This is a genomic window from Planococcus sp. ISL-109 (assembly GCF_018613655.1).
GTDB lineage: Bacteria > Bacillota > Bacilli > Bacillales_A > Planococcaceae > Planococcus.
Window position 1 is genome coordinate 55,871 of record NZ_JAGGPW010000006.1, and the last position, 18,698, is coordinate 74,568.

Annotated in this window: 23 protein-coding genes; 2 read left to right on the plus strand and 21 right to left on the minus strand. The window is 46.9% G+C overall.

What is annotated here, in order from left to right; genetic code table 11:
* Positions 1-88: 88 nt before the first annotated feature.
* Positions 89-793 (plus strand): Na-translocating system protein MpsC family protein, encoded by a 705-nt coding sequence (locus tag J7E21_RS07925; RefSeq protein ID WP_215106390.1) that lies wholly within the window; start codon positions 89-91, stop codon positions 791-793.
* 32 nt (positions 794-825) lie between these two features.
* On the opposite strand, the gene J7E21_RS07930 is transcribed toward J7E21_RS07925, so the two are convergent.
* The 21 genes from J7E21_RS07930 to J7E21_RS08025 form a co-directional block, all read right to left on the minus strand.
* A complete protein-coding gene (locus tag J7E21_RS07930) occupies positions 826-1,026 on the minus strand; it encodes a hypothetical protein (protein ID WP_215106392.1) in 201 nt (66 codons plus the stop codon).
* Between the two features lie 165 nt (positions 1,027-1,191).
* Positions 1,192-1,398 carry a cation transporter gene (locus J7E21_RS07935; protein ID WP_215106394.1) on the minus strand — a complete coding sequence of 69 codons (207 nt, stop codon included), beginning with the start codon at positions 1,396-1,398 and terminating at the stop codon, positions 1,192-1,194.
* Between the two features lie 36 nt (positions 1,399-1,434).
* Positions 1,435-3,543, minus strand: coding sequence for a type IA DNA topoisomerase (locus tag J7E21_RS07940; RefSeq protein ID WP_215106396.1), 2,109 nt, complete (start codon positions 3,541-3,543; stop codon positions 1,435-1,437).
* Positions 3,544-4,324: 781 nt separating this feature from the next.
* Positions 4,325-5,101, minus strand: a complete 777-nt coding sequence (locus tag J7E21_RS07945) for a sulfite exporter TauE/SafE family protein (RefSeq protein WP_215106398.1) — start codon at positions 5,099-5,101, stop codon at positions 4,325-4,327.
* 220 nt (positions 5,102-5,321) lie between these two features.
* Positions 5,322-5,882 carry a carbonic anhydrase gene (locus J7E21_RS07950; protein WP_215106400.1) on the minus strand — a complete coding sequence of 187 codons (561 nt, stop codon included), beginning with the start codon at positions 5,880-5,882 and terminating at the stop codon, positions 5,322-5,324.
* Positions 5,879-7,558 (minus strand): SulP family inorganic anion transporter, encoded by a 1,680-nt coding sequence (locus tag J7E21_RS07955; protein ID WP_215106402.1) that lies wholly within the window; start codon positions 7,556-7,558, stop codon positions 5,879-5,881. The genes J7E21_RS07950 and J7E21_RS07955 overlap by 4 nt, the downstream gene beginning before the upstream one ends.
* A gap of 193 nt (positions 7,559-7,751) precedes the next feature.
* Entirely contained in the window at positions 7,752-7,979 is a 228-nt protein-coding gene (locus tag J7E21_RS07960; protein ID WP_215106404.1) for a sulfurtransferase TusA family protein, read from the minus strand.
* 57 nt (positions 7,980-8,036) lie between these two features.
* Complete coding sequence (locus tag J7E21_RS07965; protein WP_215106406.1) at positions 8,037-9,158, minus strand: MBL fold metallo-hydrolase; 1,122 nt, start codon at positions 9,156-9,158, stop codon at positions 8,037-8,039.
* A gap of 55 nt (positions 9,159-9,213) precedes the next feature.
* Positions 9,214-9,609: a DsrE/DsrF/DrsH-like family protein gene (locus J7E21_RS07970; protein WP_215106408.1), complete on the minus strand. Its 396-nt coding sequence runs from the start codon at positions 9,607-9,609 to the stop codon at positions 9,214-9,216.
* A 39-nt stretch (positions 9,610-9,648) separates the two neighbouring features.
* Positions 9,649-10,212 carry a sulfurtransferase TusA family protein gene (locus J7E21_RS07975; RefSeq protein ID WP_215106410.1) on the minus strand — a complete coding sequence of 188 codons (564 nt, stop codon included), beginning with the start codon at positions 10,210-10,212 and terminating at the stop codon, positions 9,649-9,651.
* 45 nt (positions 10,213-10,257) lie between these two features.
* Positions 10,258-10,554, minus strand: a complete 297-nt coding sequence (locus tag J7E21_RS07980) for a rhodanese-like domain-containing protein (protein ID WP_215106411.1) — start codon at positions 10,552-10,554, stop codon at positions 10,258-10,260.
* A gap of 18 nt (positions 10,555-10,572) precedes the next feature.
* Complete coding sequence (locus tag J7E21_RS07985) at positions 10,573-10,938, minus strand: rhodanese-like domain-containing protein (RefSeq protein WP_215106413.1); 366 nt, start codon at positions 10,936-10,938, stop codon at positions 10,573-10,575.
* 30 nt (positions 10,939-10,968) lie between these two features.
* Positions 10,969-11,448 carry a DsrE/DsrF/DrsH-like family protein gene (locus J7E21_RS07990; RefSeq protein ID WP_215106415.1) on the minus strand — a complete coding sequence of 160 codons (480 nt, stop codon included), beginning with the start codon at positions 11,446-11,448 and terminating at the stop codon, positions 10,969-10,971.
* 150 nt (positions 11,449-11,598) lie between these two features.
* The gene (locus J7E21_RS07995) at positions 11,599-11,859 is read right to left on the minus strand and encodes a metal-sensitive transcriptional regulator (RefSeq protein ID WP_215106417.1); all 261 of its coding nucleotides are present in this window, start codon (positions 11,857-11,859) and stop codon (positions 11,599-11,601) included.
* Between the two features lie 173 nt (positions 11,860-12,032).
* Complete coding sequence (locus J7E21_RS08000) at positions 12,033-13,151, minus strand: MBL fold metallo-hydrolase (RefSeq protein ID WP_215106420.1); 1,119 nt, start codon at positions 13,149-13,151, stop codon at positions 12,033-12,035.
* A gap of 85 nt (positions 13,152-13,236) precedes the next feature.
* Positions 13,237-13,623 carry a DUF302 domain-containing protein gene (locus J7E21_RS08005; RefSeq protein ID WP_215106421.1) on the minus strand — a complete coding sequence of 129 codons (387 nt, stop codon included), beginning with the start codon at positions 13,621-13,623 and terminating at the stop codon, positions 13,237-13,239.
* Between the two features lie 221 nt (positions 13,624-13,844).
* On the minus strand, positions 13,845-14,861 hold the full coding sequence (locus J7E21_RS08010) for an SLC13 family permease (protein WP_353047749.1): 1,017 nt from the start codon (positions 14,859-14,861) through the stop codon (positions 13,845-13,847).
* Positions 14,862-14,866: 5 nt separating this feature from the next.
* Complete coding sequence (locus tag J7E21_RS16270) at positions 14,867-15,106, minus strand: hypothetical protein (protein ID WP_251047902.1); 240 nt, start codon at positions 15,104-15,106, stop codon at positions 14,867-14,869.
* 11 nt (positions 15,107-15,117) lie between these two features.
* Complete coding sequence (locus J7E21_RS08015) at positions 15,118-16,620, minus strand: tripartite tricarboxylate transporter permease (RefSeq protein ID WP_215106423.1); 1,503 nt, start codon at positions 16,618-16,620, stop codon at positions 15,118-15,120.
* Between the two features lie 15 nt (positions 16,621-16,635).
* Positions 16,636-17,094, minus strand: a complete 459-nt coding sequence (locus J7E21_RS08020; RefSeq protein WP_215106425.1) for a tripartite tricarboxylate transporter TctB family protein — start codon at positions 17,092-17,094, stop codon at positions 16,636-16,638.
* 66 nt (positions 17,095-17,160) lie between these two features.
* Positions 17,161-18,168: a tripartite tricarboxylate transporter substrate binding protein gene (locus J7E21_RS08025; RefSeq protein WP_215106427.1), complete on the minus strand. Its 1,008-nt coding sequence runs from the start codon at positions 18,166-18,168 to the stop codon at positions 17,161-17,163.
* 228 nt (positions 18,169-18,396) lie between these two features.
* On the opposite strand from J7E21_RS08025, the gene J7E21_RS08030 reads away from it, so the two are divergent.
* Positions 18,397-18,609, plus strand: coding sequence for a hypothetical protein (locus tag J7E21_RS08030; protein ID WP_215106430.1), 213 nt, complete (start codon positions 18,397-18,399; stop codon positions 18,607-18,609).
* Positions 18,610-18,698: the final 89 nt, after the last annotated feature.

Consider the following 18,698-nt stretch of genomic DNA (forward strand, 5'->3'; position numbering starts at 1 on the left):
GCTTTTCTCGGAGTGGTTTTGTGGAATATCTACAGTGGAAATTTATTAGTTCAACTTATATGGCATATAACTTAAGGAGGCGAATTTTTTGCAGAATGCCAAAACTATGCAAAGTGAGATTGGAGGCTATGTTTCTACTGTTGTCCGAGAGCACTTCGGTAAAGGGCCTACTTCGGTCTTTGTCATTGTGAAACCGCCTTTTGTCGTCGTCCATCTTCGCGGCTTTCTGAGCCCTACGGAAAAAATTCTGCTCAAGAAAAAAGAATACAAGCATGTGATGAAAATTCGCCAATTGTTGATTGAAGAACTGAAACCAGCCATTTGCGAAGCTTTCTCCCGCTCGTCTGGGCAAAAAGTGGAGGAAATATATGCAGATTGGCATCTCGAAAAGCAAACTGCGATGCTCGTCGGCGTGATGTCCGCGCCCGAAGCTGCATCCGATGTTGACTGGCTGTCTGAAGCAAAGCATGAAGCGCTTCGTGCAGAAGTTGTCGAAGCTAGCCGAAAAGCCGAAAAAAAACCAGAAAGCACAAGGCTATTCTGGCTCAATGACCGAACATTGTTAATCGAACGGATCGGCTTTCTAGTCGAGATAGAGCGCGAACTGATCCGCAGCGGCTTGATCGATGAGCTGAAGCAAGTGAAACGCCCTCTCGAAAAGCGTTTACTGCTGAAGGAAACCGTCTTTTTGGAATTGCTCAATAGGGATATCCGTGAAGTTTTTCTCGACTGGGAATTCTCGATCGATAAAAGCTACATCCTCGTTTTGCTCGAACCGAAAAATCATTTTTAAAAAGATAAAAGCCGCCAAGTGGGCGGCTTTTATCAATATGATCCAACAGAAGATTGTGCAGTTTGGCAATGCGGGCAAAACCCATACTCATTTTGGCCCGCCAATCCCTCTATATAACCTGAATCATCCGTGAACTCCCGTTCTTTCACGGGCGTTTGCAAAAAACCACAACGGTCACCTGCAAACTGGCTGTGATGGATTTGTTTCGTCCGATGATCTACAAAATAACCCATTTGGTTTCCCTCCCCGTAAAAAAGCCGAAAAGAGCCTTCCTTGATGAAAGGATTCTTTTCGGCTTTGCCTCCGGCGCTATTGTCCGCGGCATTTGACCTGTTATTTATAATTTTTATTTACTCACTATCCTTATTTTACATGAACCCTCCCCTAAGGGCAAGGATTCACTCGATATGAAATCCTGCCTTTTCAATAATCTGGATAATATGGCTTTCTTTGATTTTTGTTTCATCCAGCTCGATTTTGACTTCTCCATCTTCCACTACGACCAGCGCCCGTTCAACACCCGGCTCTTCCAGCAATAGCGCCTCCAGTTCAAAGATTGAACGCCCAGATTTCGCTTCTGTCACATAAATCGTCATTTTTCGCATAGTGAACCCTCCTTTTACGATATTTCCCAGGAAATATCAAAATCGCATCTTCAGTTTGCCGTCTTCCAACTCCAAACTGGCATTGAACTTTTTGCCATTCTTTGAAACAAAGCCTTTGATGACCGGTGTTTTTCCTTTCACACATAAATATTCGATATGCTTGGCGGTCAGCCGTTTTTTCAAGAACACGGCCGGGAATGATTGCTTGCAGCCGTTCGCATGTTCCGTACAGCCGTAAGCGCCTCTGCGGGAAACAATCGATCCTTTGCGGCAGCGCGGGCATAAAGCAATCGCTGTCCCTTGCAAAGCCGGCATTTGATCCGGCATGCCGTTATTCCGCAGTTGCTCCGGAACGTCCTGCAGCAGCTTCTCGATAAATTTGCCGATTGTCTCGAGGAAAACTTCCGCCGATCCATCGCCGCGCCCGATTTTCTTCAAATAACTTTCCCATTTCGCCGTCATGGACGGGCTGGACAATAAATTCCCTTCAATCGCCTGGCAAAGCATGCGCCCTTTTTCGGTCACGGTAACGATGTTCTTCTTTACTTCGATATAATTATGGCGCTTGATCGTTTCGATGATATTGCTGCGTGTCGCTTCTGTTCCGAGCCCTTCGACTTCTTTCAGGATCTCGCTATCCGCCACGTCTTCCGCAAACTTCCCGCACGTTTTCATCATGGCGATCAGCTGGCCTTCCGTGTACGGCTTCGGCGGGGTGGTCATGCCTTCGATGATGGCGATCGCTGCCGCCACGGTCTCCTGCAGTGCAAGTTCCGGAAGCGGCGGTTCCTGTGTCGCTTCCTTGGAAACCGGGAACAGCGATTTCCAACCTTTATCGAGTTCCGTGCGCCCGGTCGTATGGAACTCGAGCCCTTTAACATCAGTCACTACTTTCGTTTCTTCGTAGCGGTAATCACGGTGAAACATGCCCAAAGTCGTGCGCAGCACTTCTTCGTATAAATTCCGTTCGTCTGGCGGCAAAACTGCTATTCTGCGCGTGGTCGGCACACTTTTCGTCGGGATGATGGCGTAATGCTCCTGGACTTTCGAATTGTCGACAAAGCGCTTTTTAGGTGTTTTCGAGGCGATTGGAAATTCGGCGTCGATCAGCTTTTGATAGCTCTCGACTTGAGCCGCCAAATAACCGAACTCCGCTGTCGTGATATGCCGGGCATCAGTCCTCGGATAGCTGACGAGCTTTTTCTCGTACAGCTTTTGCATGACGGACAGCACTTTTTGCGGGCTGTATTTCCATTTCCGGTTCGCTGCAGCTTGCAGACTCGACAAGGAATGCAAAGGCTGCGGCAGTATCCGCTTTTCTGCAGTTTTGCGCTCTTTGACAAAACCTTCCGTTTTACTATCTGTCAAATGATGCTTGGCCAGCAGTTCTTCGGCTTTTTTGCGCTCTTTCGCCTTTAGCTTGGCTTTGCCTTTATAACTGCCCTTCGCTGCCTTGAATTTCCCTTCGATTTCATAGAAAGGCTCCGGCTTGAACGCCTCAATTTCCTGTTGTCGCTGATAAATCAAAAACACAGTCGGCGTCTGCACCCGGCCAATCGCGAACACTTCCTGAATGCCACGCTCCTGAAGCAAAAGCGAATACAAACGTGAACCGTTCATTCCGACGAGCCAGTCGCTGATTTGGCGCGCCCGTGCTTCTTCATACAGGCGCAGATCTTCTTTGTTATCACGCAGATTGCGGAAGCCTTCCCGCACTTCGTCCACTTCGAGTGAATTGATCCACAGCCTTAAAATCTTTTTGTTGCGCACACCCGTCTGCCGGTAGATGCTATAGAAAATATTCGACCCTTCCCGGTCCACATCGCACGCATTGATGACCGTATCAGTTTCTTTAATTAATTTCTTGATGACGTTGAATTGCTTCGACTTGCCGCGCGCTACTTGAAATTGGTATTCGACCGGCAAAATAGGCAGTGAGGCCAATGACCACTTATTCCATTTCGGGTCATATGCTTTCGGTTCTTTTAATTCCACAAGATGGCCGATGCCCCATGTAATGAACGCGCCTTCCGGAAAAATCGGATTCGGCGCCATTTCCATAAAGCCTTCCCGCTTCACCGTCTTGAACGCCTCGCCATATGCTTTTGCCTGGCTCGGCTTCTCGGCAACAATCACTGGTTTCATACAGCTCTTCCTCTCCCATACTCTTTGTTTCATTGTACTCTTTCCGAAAAAAAATCCAAATGAAAAACCGCTTTTGTGGAAATTTAAAATGGGTGTGTGGGAATGGGGAGTTGTTCGTTTTTAGGGGCACCGTAATATTTGCCCGCTTTCGGGGAAACTCTTCCTTATTGCTGTAGAACTGTGGTAATGAGCGGAAATTATTGTGCAGAAGTGTTTCACTGGTTGTTCCCGCATCGCGAATGGATTCGCCGCCTCGCTTTGTGTTGAGCTCCCGCAATAATCCAGAAAGAGCATCTGTCTTATTGCTTCGCTTCACCCGTGAGCGCGAGGGGCTTTTATATTTCGTTGATTGGGTGAGTACGGTGTACCTGCTTCTGTACGGATTATCCACCTTTGGATACGTCGCTTAGTTAAGGTGTTGAGTGCCGGAAATGACTTTTCACTTTTTAGAAATTCGGAAAATAAAATACCGGCTTAATCTAACTAAATGGATTCCCTATTTCATCACTTACTGATATAAGAAGATGACAAATTTCAGTTTCACTCTAAATTTAGGGACGGAGCGCAAGGGTTCCCCTGAAGCGTAGTCCTGTCTAGAATTAAAATGCAACTTGTCAACTCCATGACCCGCATACTGCGGGCCCCAAGCGTGCCCCTAGAGCTCAATCTCACCACGCAAGCTTTTAGACACCGCTCATCTCCTATGCCACGCTTTCTCCATACCCTATATACACCTTTCAGCAAAAAAAAGCCCCCAGCAATAGCCGGAAGCTTTTCAGTCTTATAAAATATCCAACCAGATTTTGATTGCTGTCCCTAGAATCAACAGCGACAAAATCCATTGCAATACTTTTGTATTCGCTTTTTGTCCAATTTTCGCGCCAATCGGAGCGGCTATGATACTTGCCACAATCATCACTGCAGCAGGCCCATATATAATCTGGTCGGTCGCGATTTTCCCAATGGTTGCACCAATCGACGAAATGAACGTGATCGCAAGCGAAGTCGCAATCGTCATACGCGTCGGGATCTTCAAGACGACCAACATAATCGGCACCAGAATAAATGCTCCTGCTGCCCCGACAATCCCCGCGGCAATCCCGACAACAAACGCAAGCCCTGCGGCAAGCCATTTATTGAAAGTAACCTGATCTGCTGGAATATCGTCCAACCCTTTTTTCGGTATGAACATCATAATGACGGCAATTGTCGCTAGAACCGCATAAACGATATTAATGGCCGATTCAGACAATAGCGTGGAACCAAAACCGCCGATGAAACTGCCGACAAGGATAGCACCGCCCATATAGACGATCAACGCTTTATTTAAATAACCGCTGCCCCGGTATGCCCAAACGCCCGCAATCGTGGCGAAAAACACTTGGATCGCACTGATTCCCGATACTTCGTGGGCTGAAAATGCTGTATATCCCAACATGACCGGAATGTATAGCAACATCGGATACTTGATAATGGAGCCGCCAATTCCGACCATCCCTGAAATGAAGGAGCCGATAAAGCCGATCAAGAAAATAACAATCATAAAATCAATACTCATAAAAACTCACCTTTCTGGAAAAACACTTACGCCTTTCCATGCCTCTATTTACTGTCACTTCCCATTATACCCCCTGGGGTAAAAAAGAAAAGGAGTTTTGCTCAAAATATGGAAACTTTACATTCCTGCAATCTTTTTGGAACAATCGTAAAAATTGACAAAAAAATCAGCCGCTCAATAAGCAGCTGATTTCTATAGCAGACTTGAAGTTACGCCGCTTTTAACTTTCCGGATACACTTGTTCCAATTCGCCGCTTTCAACGTGAAAGACGAAAGCGGTTACTTCTGTTTCCTGACCGTATTTTTTATAGATGGGATGCTGCAATAGTTTCTCCACTTGCTTAAGCACGTTGATTTTCGCCAGTTCATCCAAATCCGGATTTTCTTTAGCTTTTTTTTCGGGTAACCCTTTCCTGATATGGGCAAGCCATTTTTGCAGTTCCGGTTCCCTATTCTCTTCCCAAGCAGCCTTCACACCACCACAGCCAGTATGGCCTTTCACGATGATCTGCTTAACGCCCAAATGCTCCAGCGCGAAATAAAGGCTGGCTGCAAAGCTTTCGTCTTCCTCGACTACTTGATTCGCGATATTACGGTGAATGAACATCTGGCCGAGCGGCATTTGGGTGATGATCGAAGGACTGACTCTCGAATCACTGCAAGATAACAGGAAATATTCAGGAGATTGTCCTTTTTTCAATTCGTCGAAATAAGACGGGTCTTGTTTTTTGATCTTCTGGATAAAATCTTCATTCAACTTTTTCAGTTCGGTGTTCTTCACTTCTGTGCCTCCTCCCTATTAATCGAAGCCAGCGCTTGTTCAATATTCATCGCATAGATTTTCTCCGGATATTTGGTATCCCAATCCGCACGTTTCAAAACATCGAGCACGGTGTTTTTAATTCCTGCGAAGATGATTTCCACTTTGCCTGTATGGCATTGTTCCATCAGCTCTTCTAGTGCATGAACCGCAACGGCATCGATCGAGTTGACGCTTGAGAAATCGAAGACGACCCATTTCGTTTCCGGCTTTTCGGCAACACGGGCACAAAGTTTGTCTTCGAGGAACGTCATATTGGCGAAATAAAGCGATGCATCTACTCGGAAAATAAGCACTTCCGGATCGACTTCCGCTTCCGGATAACGCTTTGTGTTCCGGTAGACTTGCTGCTCCGGTAAATAGCCGAGTTCAGCGACATGAGGATATGCACTGCGGCGGATAAAGACAATCAAGGAGAAAATCACGCCGATGATGATGCCTTGCTCGATTCCGATGAACAAGGTTGCAAGGAACGTCAGCATCCATGTCCAACCGTCCACTTTATTCACTTTGAAGAGGTTTTTCACTTCTTTCATATCGATCAAGCTATAGACAGCGACCATGATGATTGCCGCGAGTACAGCATTCGGCAAATAATAGAATAAGCCGGTGAAGAACAGTAAGGTCAAGATGATCAGAAATGCTGTAATAATCGAAGCGAGCGGTGTCCGTGCGCCCGCCTGGTAGTTGACGGCAGAGCGTGAGAACCCTCCCGTTACAGGATAGCCTGCGAAAAAGGAACCGCCGACGTTTGCGAGCCCCAATCCGACCAGTTCACGGTCTGGATTGACTTTGTATTTTTCCTTTGCTGCAATTGCTTTTGCCATCGCGATCGATTCCATATAACCGATGAACGAAATCGTTAAAGCGATCGGCAATAAAGCGATGATAGCATCCAATTGCATTGCAGGAAGTGATATCGACGGCAAGCCGGACGGCACTTCCCCGACAATTTTAACGCCGAAGTCCTGCAAGTTGAAAAGGTAAACCGCTAGAATACTGAAGACGACAACAAAAAGCGGTCCTGGTATTTTCTTGACGTATTTCTTCATGACAATCAGCATTGCGATACTGCCGAGACCGATTACAAGCGTAACAGGATTTATTTCAGCTGCGCGCCGGACAGTTTCCGCAAGAATAAGGAAAACATTTTTGTCCGCTTCGAGACTGACCCCGATCAATTGCTTTAGCTGGCTCAGGCCAATGATGATGGCAGCAGCCGAAGTAAAGCCGCTGATGACTCCATGAGACAGGAAGTTGACGATAAATCCGAGTTTGAAGACACCCAACAGGAATTGGATGACCCCAATCATGAGCATCAGTAATAAAACGAGTGAGATATATTCATCTGTGCCGGGCTCCGCTAAAAGCGAGACACCCGATAGCACAAGTAAAGACACCATTGCGACCGGTCCGACAGCAAGTTGCTTGGACGTCCCGAAAAGTGCGTAGATAATCAGCGGGATGGTCGAAGCATAAAGGCCGATGACCGGCGGCAATCCGGCAAGCATGGCATACGCCATACCCTGTGGGATGAGCATGATCGCCACGATCAAACCCGCGTTGATATCCCCGCTCAAATCGGACTTCTTATAGCTTCCCATCCACTCAAGAGCCGGAATCCATTTTTTCAACACATTGCTTCCTCCTTTTAACAGAACATCTATTTTGTGAAAGTGTATGTGATAACAGGATTTCGGCAAAAGCTTGCCGCCAGGTCCAGAAAGAACAACCGCTATCTCCCATCATCGCTCCAATCATCCACCTGCCACTCTTTTGCAAGTGAAAAAAGGTAAAAAGAAAAGGACATCAATCGATGCCCTTCACTCTTCAGCCCTTTTGGATCCAGAACTTCAGCACGTCGCCGTCGACTTGCTGTTCCAAGAGTTCATGGCCGCCTGATTTTGCCCACGCAGTTAAGTCTGCTGCAGCACCTTTATCAGTTGCTTGGATTTCCAATACTTGCCCGGACTCCAAAGCTTTCATTTCTTTTCTTGTTTTTACGATCGGCATTGGGCAAGCCAAGCCTTTTGCGTCTAATACTTTATCTGCGTTCATCAAAATCTCTCCTTTAGAATATGGTTTTTTTCTTCATCAATCAGCTATAACTTGCGTTTAGCGTACGGCACAGCGGTTTGGGCCGATTTCCATTTCGCGCTGCATTTCTTCTTCTGGTGTGATTTTGCCCATATTGGTCTTGCGGATATCCTGATAAGCGTTCGGCTGCGGTGGTAAGTTCTTCGTTACCATATCGCGGAACTCCTGCTCATTTTCGATATTCAAGCCATGGTTCTCTTTAAACAACTCGCCCAATTTTTTCGCGACGCTGCCGTCTTCGTTCAATTCCTCCATAATCATGAAGTGAGCCGGAAGAACGACCAATTCGTTTGCAAGCGCCTTGTAGCGGCTGTAAAGCGATTCGCGCAAATCGCCGACCCAGTCATCTGCAAGTCCGGCAAGGTCTGGACGGCCGATCGAGTCGATGAATAGAATATCGCCTGTCATCAAATACTGATCATCCACGATGAATGAAGTCGAGCCGATTGTGTGTCCTGGTGAGTAAAGTGCCTCGACTGTTGAGCTGCCGAATGCTGCCTTAAAGCCGCCTTCAAGCGGTGTGAAATCGAAGATCACTTCTTCTGCATCAGCTGGCGGCAAGTAATACGTTGCGCCTGTTGCTTCCGCGATTTTGCGGCCGCCTGAAATATGGTCGGCGTGAAGGTGAGAGTCGAATACATGCTTAATTTCTGCACCTTTTTCCTGCGCGAAGTTCAAGAAGACATCCGTCATGCGAGTCGCGTCAATAATTGCCGCTTCCCCGCCGGAAATTGCCATGTAAGACAAGCAGCCTTTGCCGATGCGGACAAACTGGAAAAGTTCTCCGCCGTCTTTTAGGTCGCCGACTTTCACCGGCTCCAAGTGCTCGCTCCATGCTTTCATGCCGCCTGCCAGGTAAGCCGTTTCTACACCTTCATCTGCAAGCATATCTGCGACCATGATGGAAGATCCTTCTTTGGCGCAGACGACCAAAATATCGCGGTCTTTCGGCATTTGATCGATGACTTCTTCAACGCCGTCCAATAAATCGAAATACGGGATGTTCAAATACTGGATATTGCCGCCTTCGATTTTCCAATCGGCGAACGCGTCACCGTTGCGGACGTCGAGGATGAACAATGGCTCGTTATCAATTACTTTGCGGGCCACTTGCGCAGCCGTCATTGGTTTTGCTGACATATATTAATTACCCCCTGGAGTATATTTTTTCGTAATTTTTTTGGTATCGGTCTATTTAGAATGTAAGTGTCACGTCTGCATCTTGTGCAAAAGCAAGGAATGTTACCGCTCCCCCGACTTCAATGCCGTCCACGAATGCTTCTTTTTCAAGCCCCATAACGTCCATCGTCATCTGGCAGCCGATGAATTTCACATCAAGTTCTTGCGCCATTTCAATCAATTCCGGAATTGCCGGCACATTCGCTTTTTTGAAGCCTTCTTCAAAATGTTCCTTGCCTTCTGGCATCGGCAATTGCTGATTCGCTTCTTTGTGGATCAGATTCAATCCTTCGAAAGTGAAGAAAATAGACACTTCGTGGTCGCTTGCAGCCGCTGCTGTGGCGATATTGAATACTTTATATGCATCGAATAATCCGCCGTTAGAGGCGATAATTGCTGTTTTTTTCGTCATTAGTGAACACGCTCCTTCAATTTTGGGGGACTGGCCCGACTACTCGGTTTTGCCAGTCCAATCACGCATGCCAGGCACTACGTTATACAAAGTTTTAAAGCCTTTTTTCGCCATCATATCGCCAGCGATTCCGCTTCTGCGGCCTGAATGGCAGATGATGAAAATTTCCTGGTCCTGCTTCTGCTCCAATTCGTTCATGCGGGATTCCACTTCACCGAGCGGAATATGCTTGACGCCTGGAATATGTGCTTCATCGTATTCTTCCTGCTCACGGACATCCAGAATGTTCAATTGCTCGCCGTTTTCAACGCGCACCTGAAAATCGGAAAGCGTCACTTCCGGAATTTCGATTGTCTCTTCCACTGTGCCAGCGCCGTCTTTGCGCAAGTAGTGAAGCAAGACGTCTCCTTCTGTTTCTGTGCCGATGTATTCATGGCCTGAACTTTTCGCCCATGCTTGCAGGTCGGCTGTAGAGCCTTTATCAGTAGCTTGAATTTCCAGCACTTCTCCGGAACCCATATCTTTCATCACTTTTTTCGTTTTGACGATCGGCATCGGGCATGCAAGCCCTCTTGCGTCCAATACTTTATCTGTTTGAACCATTATTCATTCTCCTCCTCTTGTGAATTCGTGTGTTTAGTTGAAAGTTTACTCGGTGTCGCCTTCCCACTCCATCATGCCGCCATCCATATTGATGACGTTGTAGCCGCGGTCTTCCAATAACCGGCTGGCCATGCCGCTGCGGTTGCCGGAACGGCAGATCATGATATGTTCTTTCGATTTATCGATATCCTGTAAACGGAATTCCAACAGGCCTAACGGAATGTTGACGGCTCCTGGAATTTTTCCTGCAGCGACTTCTTCAGTTTCGCGCACATCAATCAGCGATGCATCCGGATTCTTTTTGATGAATTCCTGGACTTCTTGTGTAGTCATGCTTTTCATGCTAAATTCCTCCTCAAATTATCCGCGGTAACTGCTCATTCCGCCTCGAATATTCACTACATCGGTAAAACCGTTTTTCTTCAACAATTGGCTTGCTTTGCTACTGCGCATGCCGCTTTGGCAAATGACGAGTGTTTCCTTATCCTTCGATAGCTCATTCAAACGTTTCGGCAAATCATTCAATGGAATGTTCTTGAATCCTTTGATGTTATTTGCTTTGAACTCTACCGGTGTCCGTACATCGACGTATTGCTTGTCCTTCTTGCCGAGTACAGCTTTTAGTTCTTCCGTGGACATTGTTCTAATTCCTTTAGTCGGCGCAGTAAAGCGGGAGATTACGAAATATGCTATAATCCCGACTGCGATCCAGAGTAACCATTCCATCCTACACTTCATCCTTTCCACTTTTGGGAGTTAGATAAACAAGTTGACGTTGCCGTCTTCTGCATCGCCAAGGTAAGCTGCGACGCCTGCGTAAATGATATCATCAAGCAACTCTTCTTTTTGAAGTCCGAGAAGATCCATCGTCATTGTGCAAGCCACAAGCTTAATGTCTTGCTCTTGCGCCATTTCAATCAAATCCGGAAGCGGCATTGCATTATGTTTTTTCATGACTTGTTTGATGAGTTTCGGGCCCATGCCTCCGAATTGCATATTGGAAAGTCCAAGTTTATCTGCGCCACGCGGCATCATTTTTGAGAACATTGTTTCAAGACGTCCTTTTTTGATTGCTGGTGGATTTTCTTTGCGAAGTGCGTTCAATCCCCAGAACGTGTGGAAAATGGTAACTTCGTGATCATAAGCTGCTGCTCCGTTTGCGATAATGTATGCGGCCATTGCTTTATCATAATCTCCGCTAAAAAGTACGATTGATGTTTTCTTCTGTTCTGCCATTGTGTGAATTCCTCCAGTAATTACCCCTAGGGGTATCTTTTTGGTCCAAAAAAAAGAACGTTTTATAGTGCGCCGCACTTTTTCTAATACCCTATAGGGTATATTAAAGCATTTATTCTGCTATGTCAACAGGAAACATCTTTTTTCTTTTTATCGGCTTTTTACGAGAAGTTCAACCGCTTCTTTTACAACGTCTTCAGTGTTTTCGCCTTTTTCGAGGCTATCCCGCACACAAGCTTGGAGGTTTTCGCTGACAATCACGCCGATTGTCCGATCTACTGCGCTTCTGACTGCTGAGAGCTGTGTGACGACATCGCGGCATTCTCCGTCCGCTTCGACCATCTTGATGACGCCGCGTAATTGCCCTTCGATCCGTTTGAGACGGTTCTCAACTTTTTTATCGTAATCCATCTTACTTGCCTCCTGTTCAAAATAAAAATTGTAGTTGTTATGCCCTTATATTATACCCCCTTGGGTATAATGTCAATTGATAAACTCATCCTTTTTTTCGTTGCTGAATACTTTCATTTCACCATAAAAAGCCCCCGCACTTACAGCGGGGACTCACTCTATCATCTGCTGCGCTAGACTGCGCAATTATTCGGGCCTGTTTCCATTTCCTTCTGTTCACTGTCGGATGGGGTGATTTTCCCCATATTCGTTTTCCGGATATCTTCGTAAGCGTTCGGTTGCTCTTTCAAGTTTTCCGTAACACGTTTAATGAAGCGTTCTTCATCATCGATGTTCAGCCCTTCGTTCTGTTCATACAAATCACTGAGTTTTTTATGGACACTGCCGTCTTCGTTCATTTCTTGGATGTCACCATAGTGGGCAGGCAGGACAACCAGTTCTTTCGATAAGTTTTCATAACGCCCATAAAGCGTTTCATGCAGGTCTTCTGCCCAGTCTGTCGCTTTCCCGGCAAGGTCTGGACGGCCGATCGATTCGATGAACAAAATATCTCCCGTCATCAAATATTCGCCGTCTACGATGAACGATGTACTGCCGATTGTATGGCCCGGCGAATAGAACGCTTCGATTTTCACGCTTCCTACTGCTACGGTCTTTCCATCTTCAACCGGCTCATAGCCAAAAACAACTTCCTCCGCATCTTCAGGGGGCAGGTGATACTGAGCCCCGAATTTTTCGGCAAGCTTCCGGCCGCCGGAAATATGATCGGCGTGCAAATGCGTATCCAGTACATGGGTGATTTTTGCCGAATGCTCTTTTGCAAAGGTTTCGTATGGTTCAATCATTCGTGCTGCATCAACTACTGCAGCTTCACCGTCCGACTCAATCAGGTAGGACAGGCATCCTTTGCCGACACGGACAAATTGATAGATGGCGCCGCCGCTTTTCAAGTCCCCGATTTTCACCGGCTCCAATTGCTCACTCCAGGACGCCATTCCACCTTCAATCGAGATAATATTGTCGAAGCCTTGGCCCTGTAAATACTCAGCCGCTTTTTCGGATGTACTGCCTTTTGCACAAATGGTATATAACGGTTTTTCTTTCGGCAAATTCCCGATCTCTTCACGGCTTTCTTCTATCTTATTGAATGGAATATTGTGCAGCTCGACATTGCTGCCTTCTACATGCCAATTTTCCACATCTTCTTTACTGCGGACATCGAGAATCGCAACAGATTCATTGTTCATCACTTTTTCTGCAATTTCTTCAGCAGATGTAAATTTGACTGTCATGTAAAGATCCCTCCATCATTTGTTTTATCCCGCTTTAACGGAAATTCAAAACTCCCGCTTATTGAAGTTTCTCTTTATGCCGAACTTAAGCCGTCCGTTCGATGCACTCGATCAAGCGCTTTTCAATATCTTCAGCTACAGTAATCAGTTTGCCGCCGTCTTCCGCCATGCCGATCAGAGATGTAGGTTTTGGCATTCCAATCTTCGTTTCTTCGCCTTCCTTATATACAACGATTTTACATGGCAGGAAATAACCGGCCATCAAGTTTTCAGAGAGTACCGTGTTCGCTTCTTTTGGATTGCATACTTCCAAGATTTTGTATGGCGTATCAAATTCTTGTCCCTTTTCCTGCAGCTTCGCCGTCAAATCGAAATTCCACAATACGCCGAATTGCTGTTCTTTCAAATTCTCTTCCAGTGATGCGACTGCTTCGTCCACCGATTTGCTTGTTGTAACAGTATAATCAAACATTTTTCTGCCTCCTCTGTTTAAAACGCTTCTAGCATTAACCTACCCCCTATCATTTCCACTAAACATATGCACAAATGCGGACACAAAAAAACAGCCCCAAATTGCGGGCTGGCTTTACGTTTGCAGATAAGGCCGATAAACTGCCTCACCAAATAAAAATCGCAAAAATAACGGCAACTGCAGTGATCACAAAACTCGAATAGCTACCGATGAGCAATTGTTCATTCCGGGAAAGGGCTCCTTTTTGAAACGCCAAAAACGTCGTTGGTGAATGAATCGGCAAAATGGTGACACCGCCAACAATCATGATTAGCAGAAACGCCATCGCCAACACCGACAAACCAAGCTGTCCAGCGAAGCTCATGATAATCGGAAAAATGACGATCATGGCAGTCAAGGGGATAACGAACAGGAATCTCAATGCGAAAATGAGCAGCGCGACAAAAATGATATTCCCAGCATCCCCCATCCCTTGCGTCAGAAGGCGGATCAATTGGCTTGTCAAGACACCGGCCGTTCCGTTTGCTTCTATATAAATAGCCGAGTGAAAACGAAGCCTCGAGCAACAGGAAGGTTTCCCAATCATATTCCCGTACGAGCCGGTCATCGACGAGCCCGTTCACCGGCAGCGCATAATAAGCAAGCAGCAGAAATGGTGCGACAATAAGTGAAATCTGTTCTTGGTCAACGACAATCCAGCTAATGATCATCGCGATAAACGGAACGATCACCCACCAAAACCGCTCCGGTAAGCGCGCGGACGGTGTGAATTCCATCTGTTCCATGCGCCGTATTTCGCCGTTCTGCCGCTTGAAAAAGAACCAGACGCCGAAGCTGATGATCACTAGTGCAATCCATAGCGGCGGAGCAATGCGCAAGAACCAGCCGAGCCAGGAAATTTGCACGCCTCCGAAATCCCTGAACAATTGGGCAGCGAGTATCGGGAACCCGCCGCCGGTAAAGACGATCATCGTCGAATTTTGGTTCATCATTCCGATAACGTATAAGCTGAATTGGCGGAAAACACTTCTGTCGCCTAGTTCAAAGCGGTCATTCACTTGTTCAATGATCGGCTCAAGTATGCGGAACCTTGCCACAGCAGAAGGTAGCAGGATCGGCAAAAAAACAATCAACAAAGGCAAACCGATGAGCAAGCGCTGCACCTTGCCTTTGCTCAGCTTTAGTAAAATGCCGACAAACACTTGGTCGGCTTGAGCTTTCACCAATACTTTCGACACTAAAGTCAACGCCAAAATAAAGTAAAGCGCATCCGACAGAAAACCAGCAGGCCAAGCACCAGCAGGCTCGAAGCAGTGAGCGGCATAACGCTTACAGTCCATAAGCCGATCGCGATGCCGAGCAAGAGCAGCGTCAATTTCTGGTCATCAGTGTAAGCATCCATAAAGCCGATCGCCCACAAAAGGGCAAACCCGCCAGCGAGCAAAAAAGCAAGAACGCGCGGCACAAGCTTTGAGTTTCTCACTTTCTCACCCCTTAACGTTGTTTAGCGGCCAGTCTGTTGCCTCTCCATTTTAAAAATGCAGGAATCACTAATGACAGCAAGGAAATCAATAGCAATGATAGCGGCAGCGGCGTATCAACAAAGATGCTCAAACTGCCGTTGGAGATGGTCATGGATTGGCGGAACGCCTGCTCCATCATGCCTCCCAGAATAAATGCCAAAATGAATGGCGGTGCAGGGAACGAGAAGATTCGCATGGCAAATCCTAGTGCACCAAACACCAGGAGCATATACAAGTCAAAGACGTTAAAGCTGATGGAATAGACGCCAATCAAGCTGAACATGATGACCAAAGAAATGAGCAACGGACGTGGAATGCTTAAGATTTTCGCCAAATACGGGATGAGCGGCAAATTCAAGATCAACAGGAAAATGTTGCCGAGGTACATCGAAGCGATGATGCCCCAGAAGATTTCCGGACGATCCGACATGAGAAGCGGTCCTGGCTGTACACCGAGTACGAGAAACGCACCGAGCATGACAGCCGTCGTACCGGACCCCGGAATCCCAAGGCTCAGTAGCGGCACGAAAGCACCGCTTGTTGCTGCGTTATTGGAGCTTTCCGGTGCAGCAATTCCTTTGATCGAGCCTTTGCCGAACTCTTCCGGATTTTTCGCAATGCGTTTTTCAAAAATATAACTGATGAAAGAAGCGATTGTCGCACCTGCACCAGGCAACACGCCGAGCATGAAGCCGACGAATGACTGGCGGGTGACAGGGCCGCTCATTTCTTTCAAATCTTGTTTGGACAAACGCAAGCTGCCGAGCTTCTGATCGTCGCTCAAGCTGCGATTTTTACGGTTCAACACGAGAATACATACTTCTGCCACCGCAAAGAGGCCGAGAGCGATGATCAAAAAGTCGAAGCCATCAAATAAGTTGACGTTGCCGAATGTAAAGCGCTGCGTCCCGGTTTGCGGGTCAATCCCGATCGTTACGACCATGAATCCTGCAACGGCAGCAATCATCGCCTTGATCGTCGACCCTTCAGACAAGCTGGAAATCGCCGTCAAGCCCATAAACATCAGGGCAAAATAAGCGGGTGGCCCAAAGGAAATGGCCACACTCGATAGTGCAGGCGCCAACAGCATCAAGAGTACGACCGACACAGTTCCGCCGACGAACGAAGCGATTGCTGCAATGGCGAGTGCCTTCCCGGCCTGGCCATTCTGGGCCATCGGGTAGCCGTCGAAAGACGTGGCGACCGTTCCGGAAATCCCCGGGGCATTCAAGAGAATCGAAGATGTCGATCCACCGAAGACTGCTCCGTAATAGACGCCCGCCATCATGACAAGTGCCGGTGCTGGATCCATTCCGTATGTAATCGGAATCATGATTGCAATGGCGCTGATTGGGCCAAGTCCTGGCATCATTCCGATTAAGGTCCCGACGATGACGCCGATCAACACAAACAAGATTCCTTCAAGACTTAAAGCAACTTGAAAACCGGTCAATAGACCTTGAAACGCATCCATATGGAAGCTCCCTCCTTAAAGTGGCAAGATGCCGCGCGGCAAATTAATCCCCAGCGCGAAAACGAAAATAGCGTACATAACAATCGGAAACAGAAGGGAGACCAATACATTTGTCTTCCATGCTCTATAACCTAAAAACCATGAACAGAAGAATATGAACAAGACCGTCATAATGACAAAACCGACCAGTTCAAACAAAAGAATATACAGGAAAATCATGCCGAATACTGTGGCAAGGACGCCAAATTCTTTTTTCGGGATATCGCGTTTTTTCTTTTCCGCCTCTGTTTCCACAGCACGTGAGAAGAACAACAGCACCGCCAAGATCAAAAGCAGGATTCCGAGTCCTTTCGGAATCACATCCGCGTCTATAGGGGCATATTGGTAGTTGGGCAATTGAAAACTTAAATACAGGTAGATGGCCGCAACAACGAAAAGAAGCAGGCCCAATCTTTGGTTTATGCTAGCGAGCAATCGAAACGCCTCCTTTTAACTGAAAAGAGAGAAACCGAATGCATAAGATTCGGTTTCACTTCCTACTTATTGTCCTAGTCCGATTTCTTCCAGCAAAGTTGCAATCTCCTCTTTCTCAGTTTCGAGGAATTCGCTGTATTCTTCACTGTTCATGTACATTTCATTCCATCCGTACTTTTTGCGGACTTCCGCAAATTCGTCGGATTCACTTAGTTCCTGGAATTTTGCTTCATAGTAATCGACAGCTGCCTGGTCCATGTTCGGAGGCCCGAAGAATCCGCGCCAGTTGACGAAACTTTCATCGATGCCTTGCTCGATCGCTGTCGGGAAATCAGAAAGCACTTCCCCTTCCATGCGCTCTTCGGCTGTGACACCAAGTACTTTGATATTGCCTGCACGCACTTGCTCGATTGTTTCCCCAACACCTGTCGAGAATACATCCACTGAACCGTTAAGAACTGCCGTCAAAGCGCCGCCTTCTTGGTCAGATACGTATTTAATTTGCGTCGGATCCACGCCTGCCGCTTTCGCAATGCGGACAAACTGCATATGGTCCATGCTTCCTGGAGCGGATGTGCCGATGACCGTTATACTCTGCGGATCGTCTTTCATTTGATCGAACAGATCATTCAAATCTTCAAACTCACTGTCTTCTCGTACAGCAAATGCACCGTAATCCGCGATCATATTAGCGATTGGAGTGAAATCTTCATGACCGTATTCCGATTGGCCGTTAAGTGGAACGAACATCAACGGCGGCGAAGCAACGAACATGCTGTGCGGATCGCCTTCTTTCCCGTGGACGTAAGCCCATCCGATTGCTCCGCCTCCGCCTTCACGGTTAATGACCGTCATATTTTCATCGATGATGCCTGTTTCTCCGAATACACGTGCGACTTCACGTGCTGTTGTGTCCCATCCGCCGCCTGATCCGGCTGGTGCTACCATTTCAATTGTTTGGGACGGCTCGAAGCTGCCGCCTTCTCCGCCTGTGCTTGCCGTATCGTCAGATCCACACCCTGCGAATGCAAGAGCGCTTACAGTTATCATTGATGCAAAGACTGTTTTTTTCATTTTTGTTTTCCCCCTTAGTCTGATTATGTTTCTTATGTATCGAAGTATAACTCGGAATTTTCAGAATGTAACCGTTTGCAAAATAAGGTGTATAAAGGTTTTTATGCACATTTTGTTCATAAAGTTCACAGGGAATGAGGAGGAAGAATATGTTTTGCTTATATTTCATTAATAGGAAGAGATAGGAAATTATGCTATTCTGTATAAATCAACAAGGAGGTTTTATTGATGAAGCCTATACGGTCCATCTCTGCCGGCCAAATAATCGTTCTCCTTAGTATGGCTACTGTTATCGCTCTGTCTATCGCTTTTGCCGCACAGTCTCTTTTCAGTTATCTGGAAGTGACGCAAGCGGCTGATCAATGCTACGATTTGGGCGGTTTGCCCGTGATTGAAAAAAGCGGCTGGAGGATGACCCATTTCGAATGCAATACCGATTAATTCAGACGCACCCAAAAAACGCCACAAAAAAGCAACTCCCTGTCTCTCAGGAAGTTGCTTTTTATGGTGCTGGCAATGTGATTCACCGC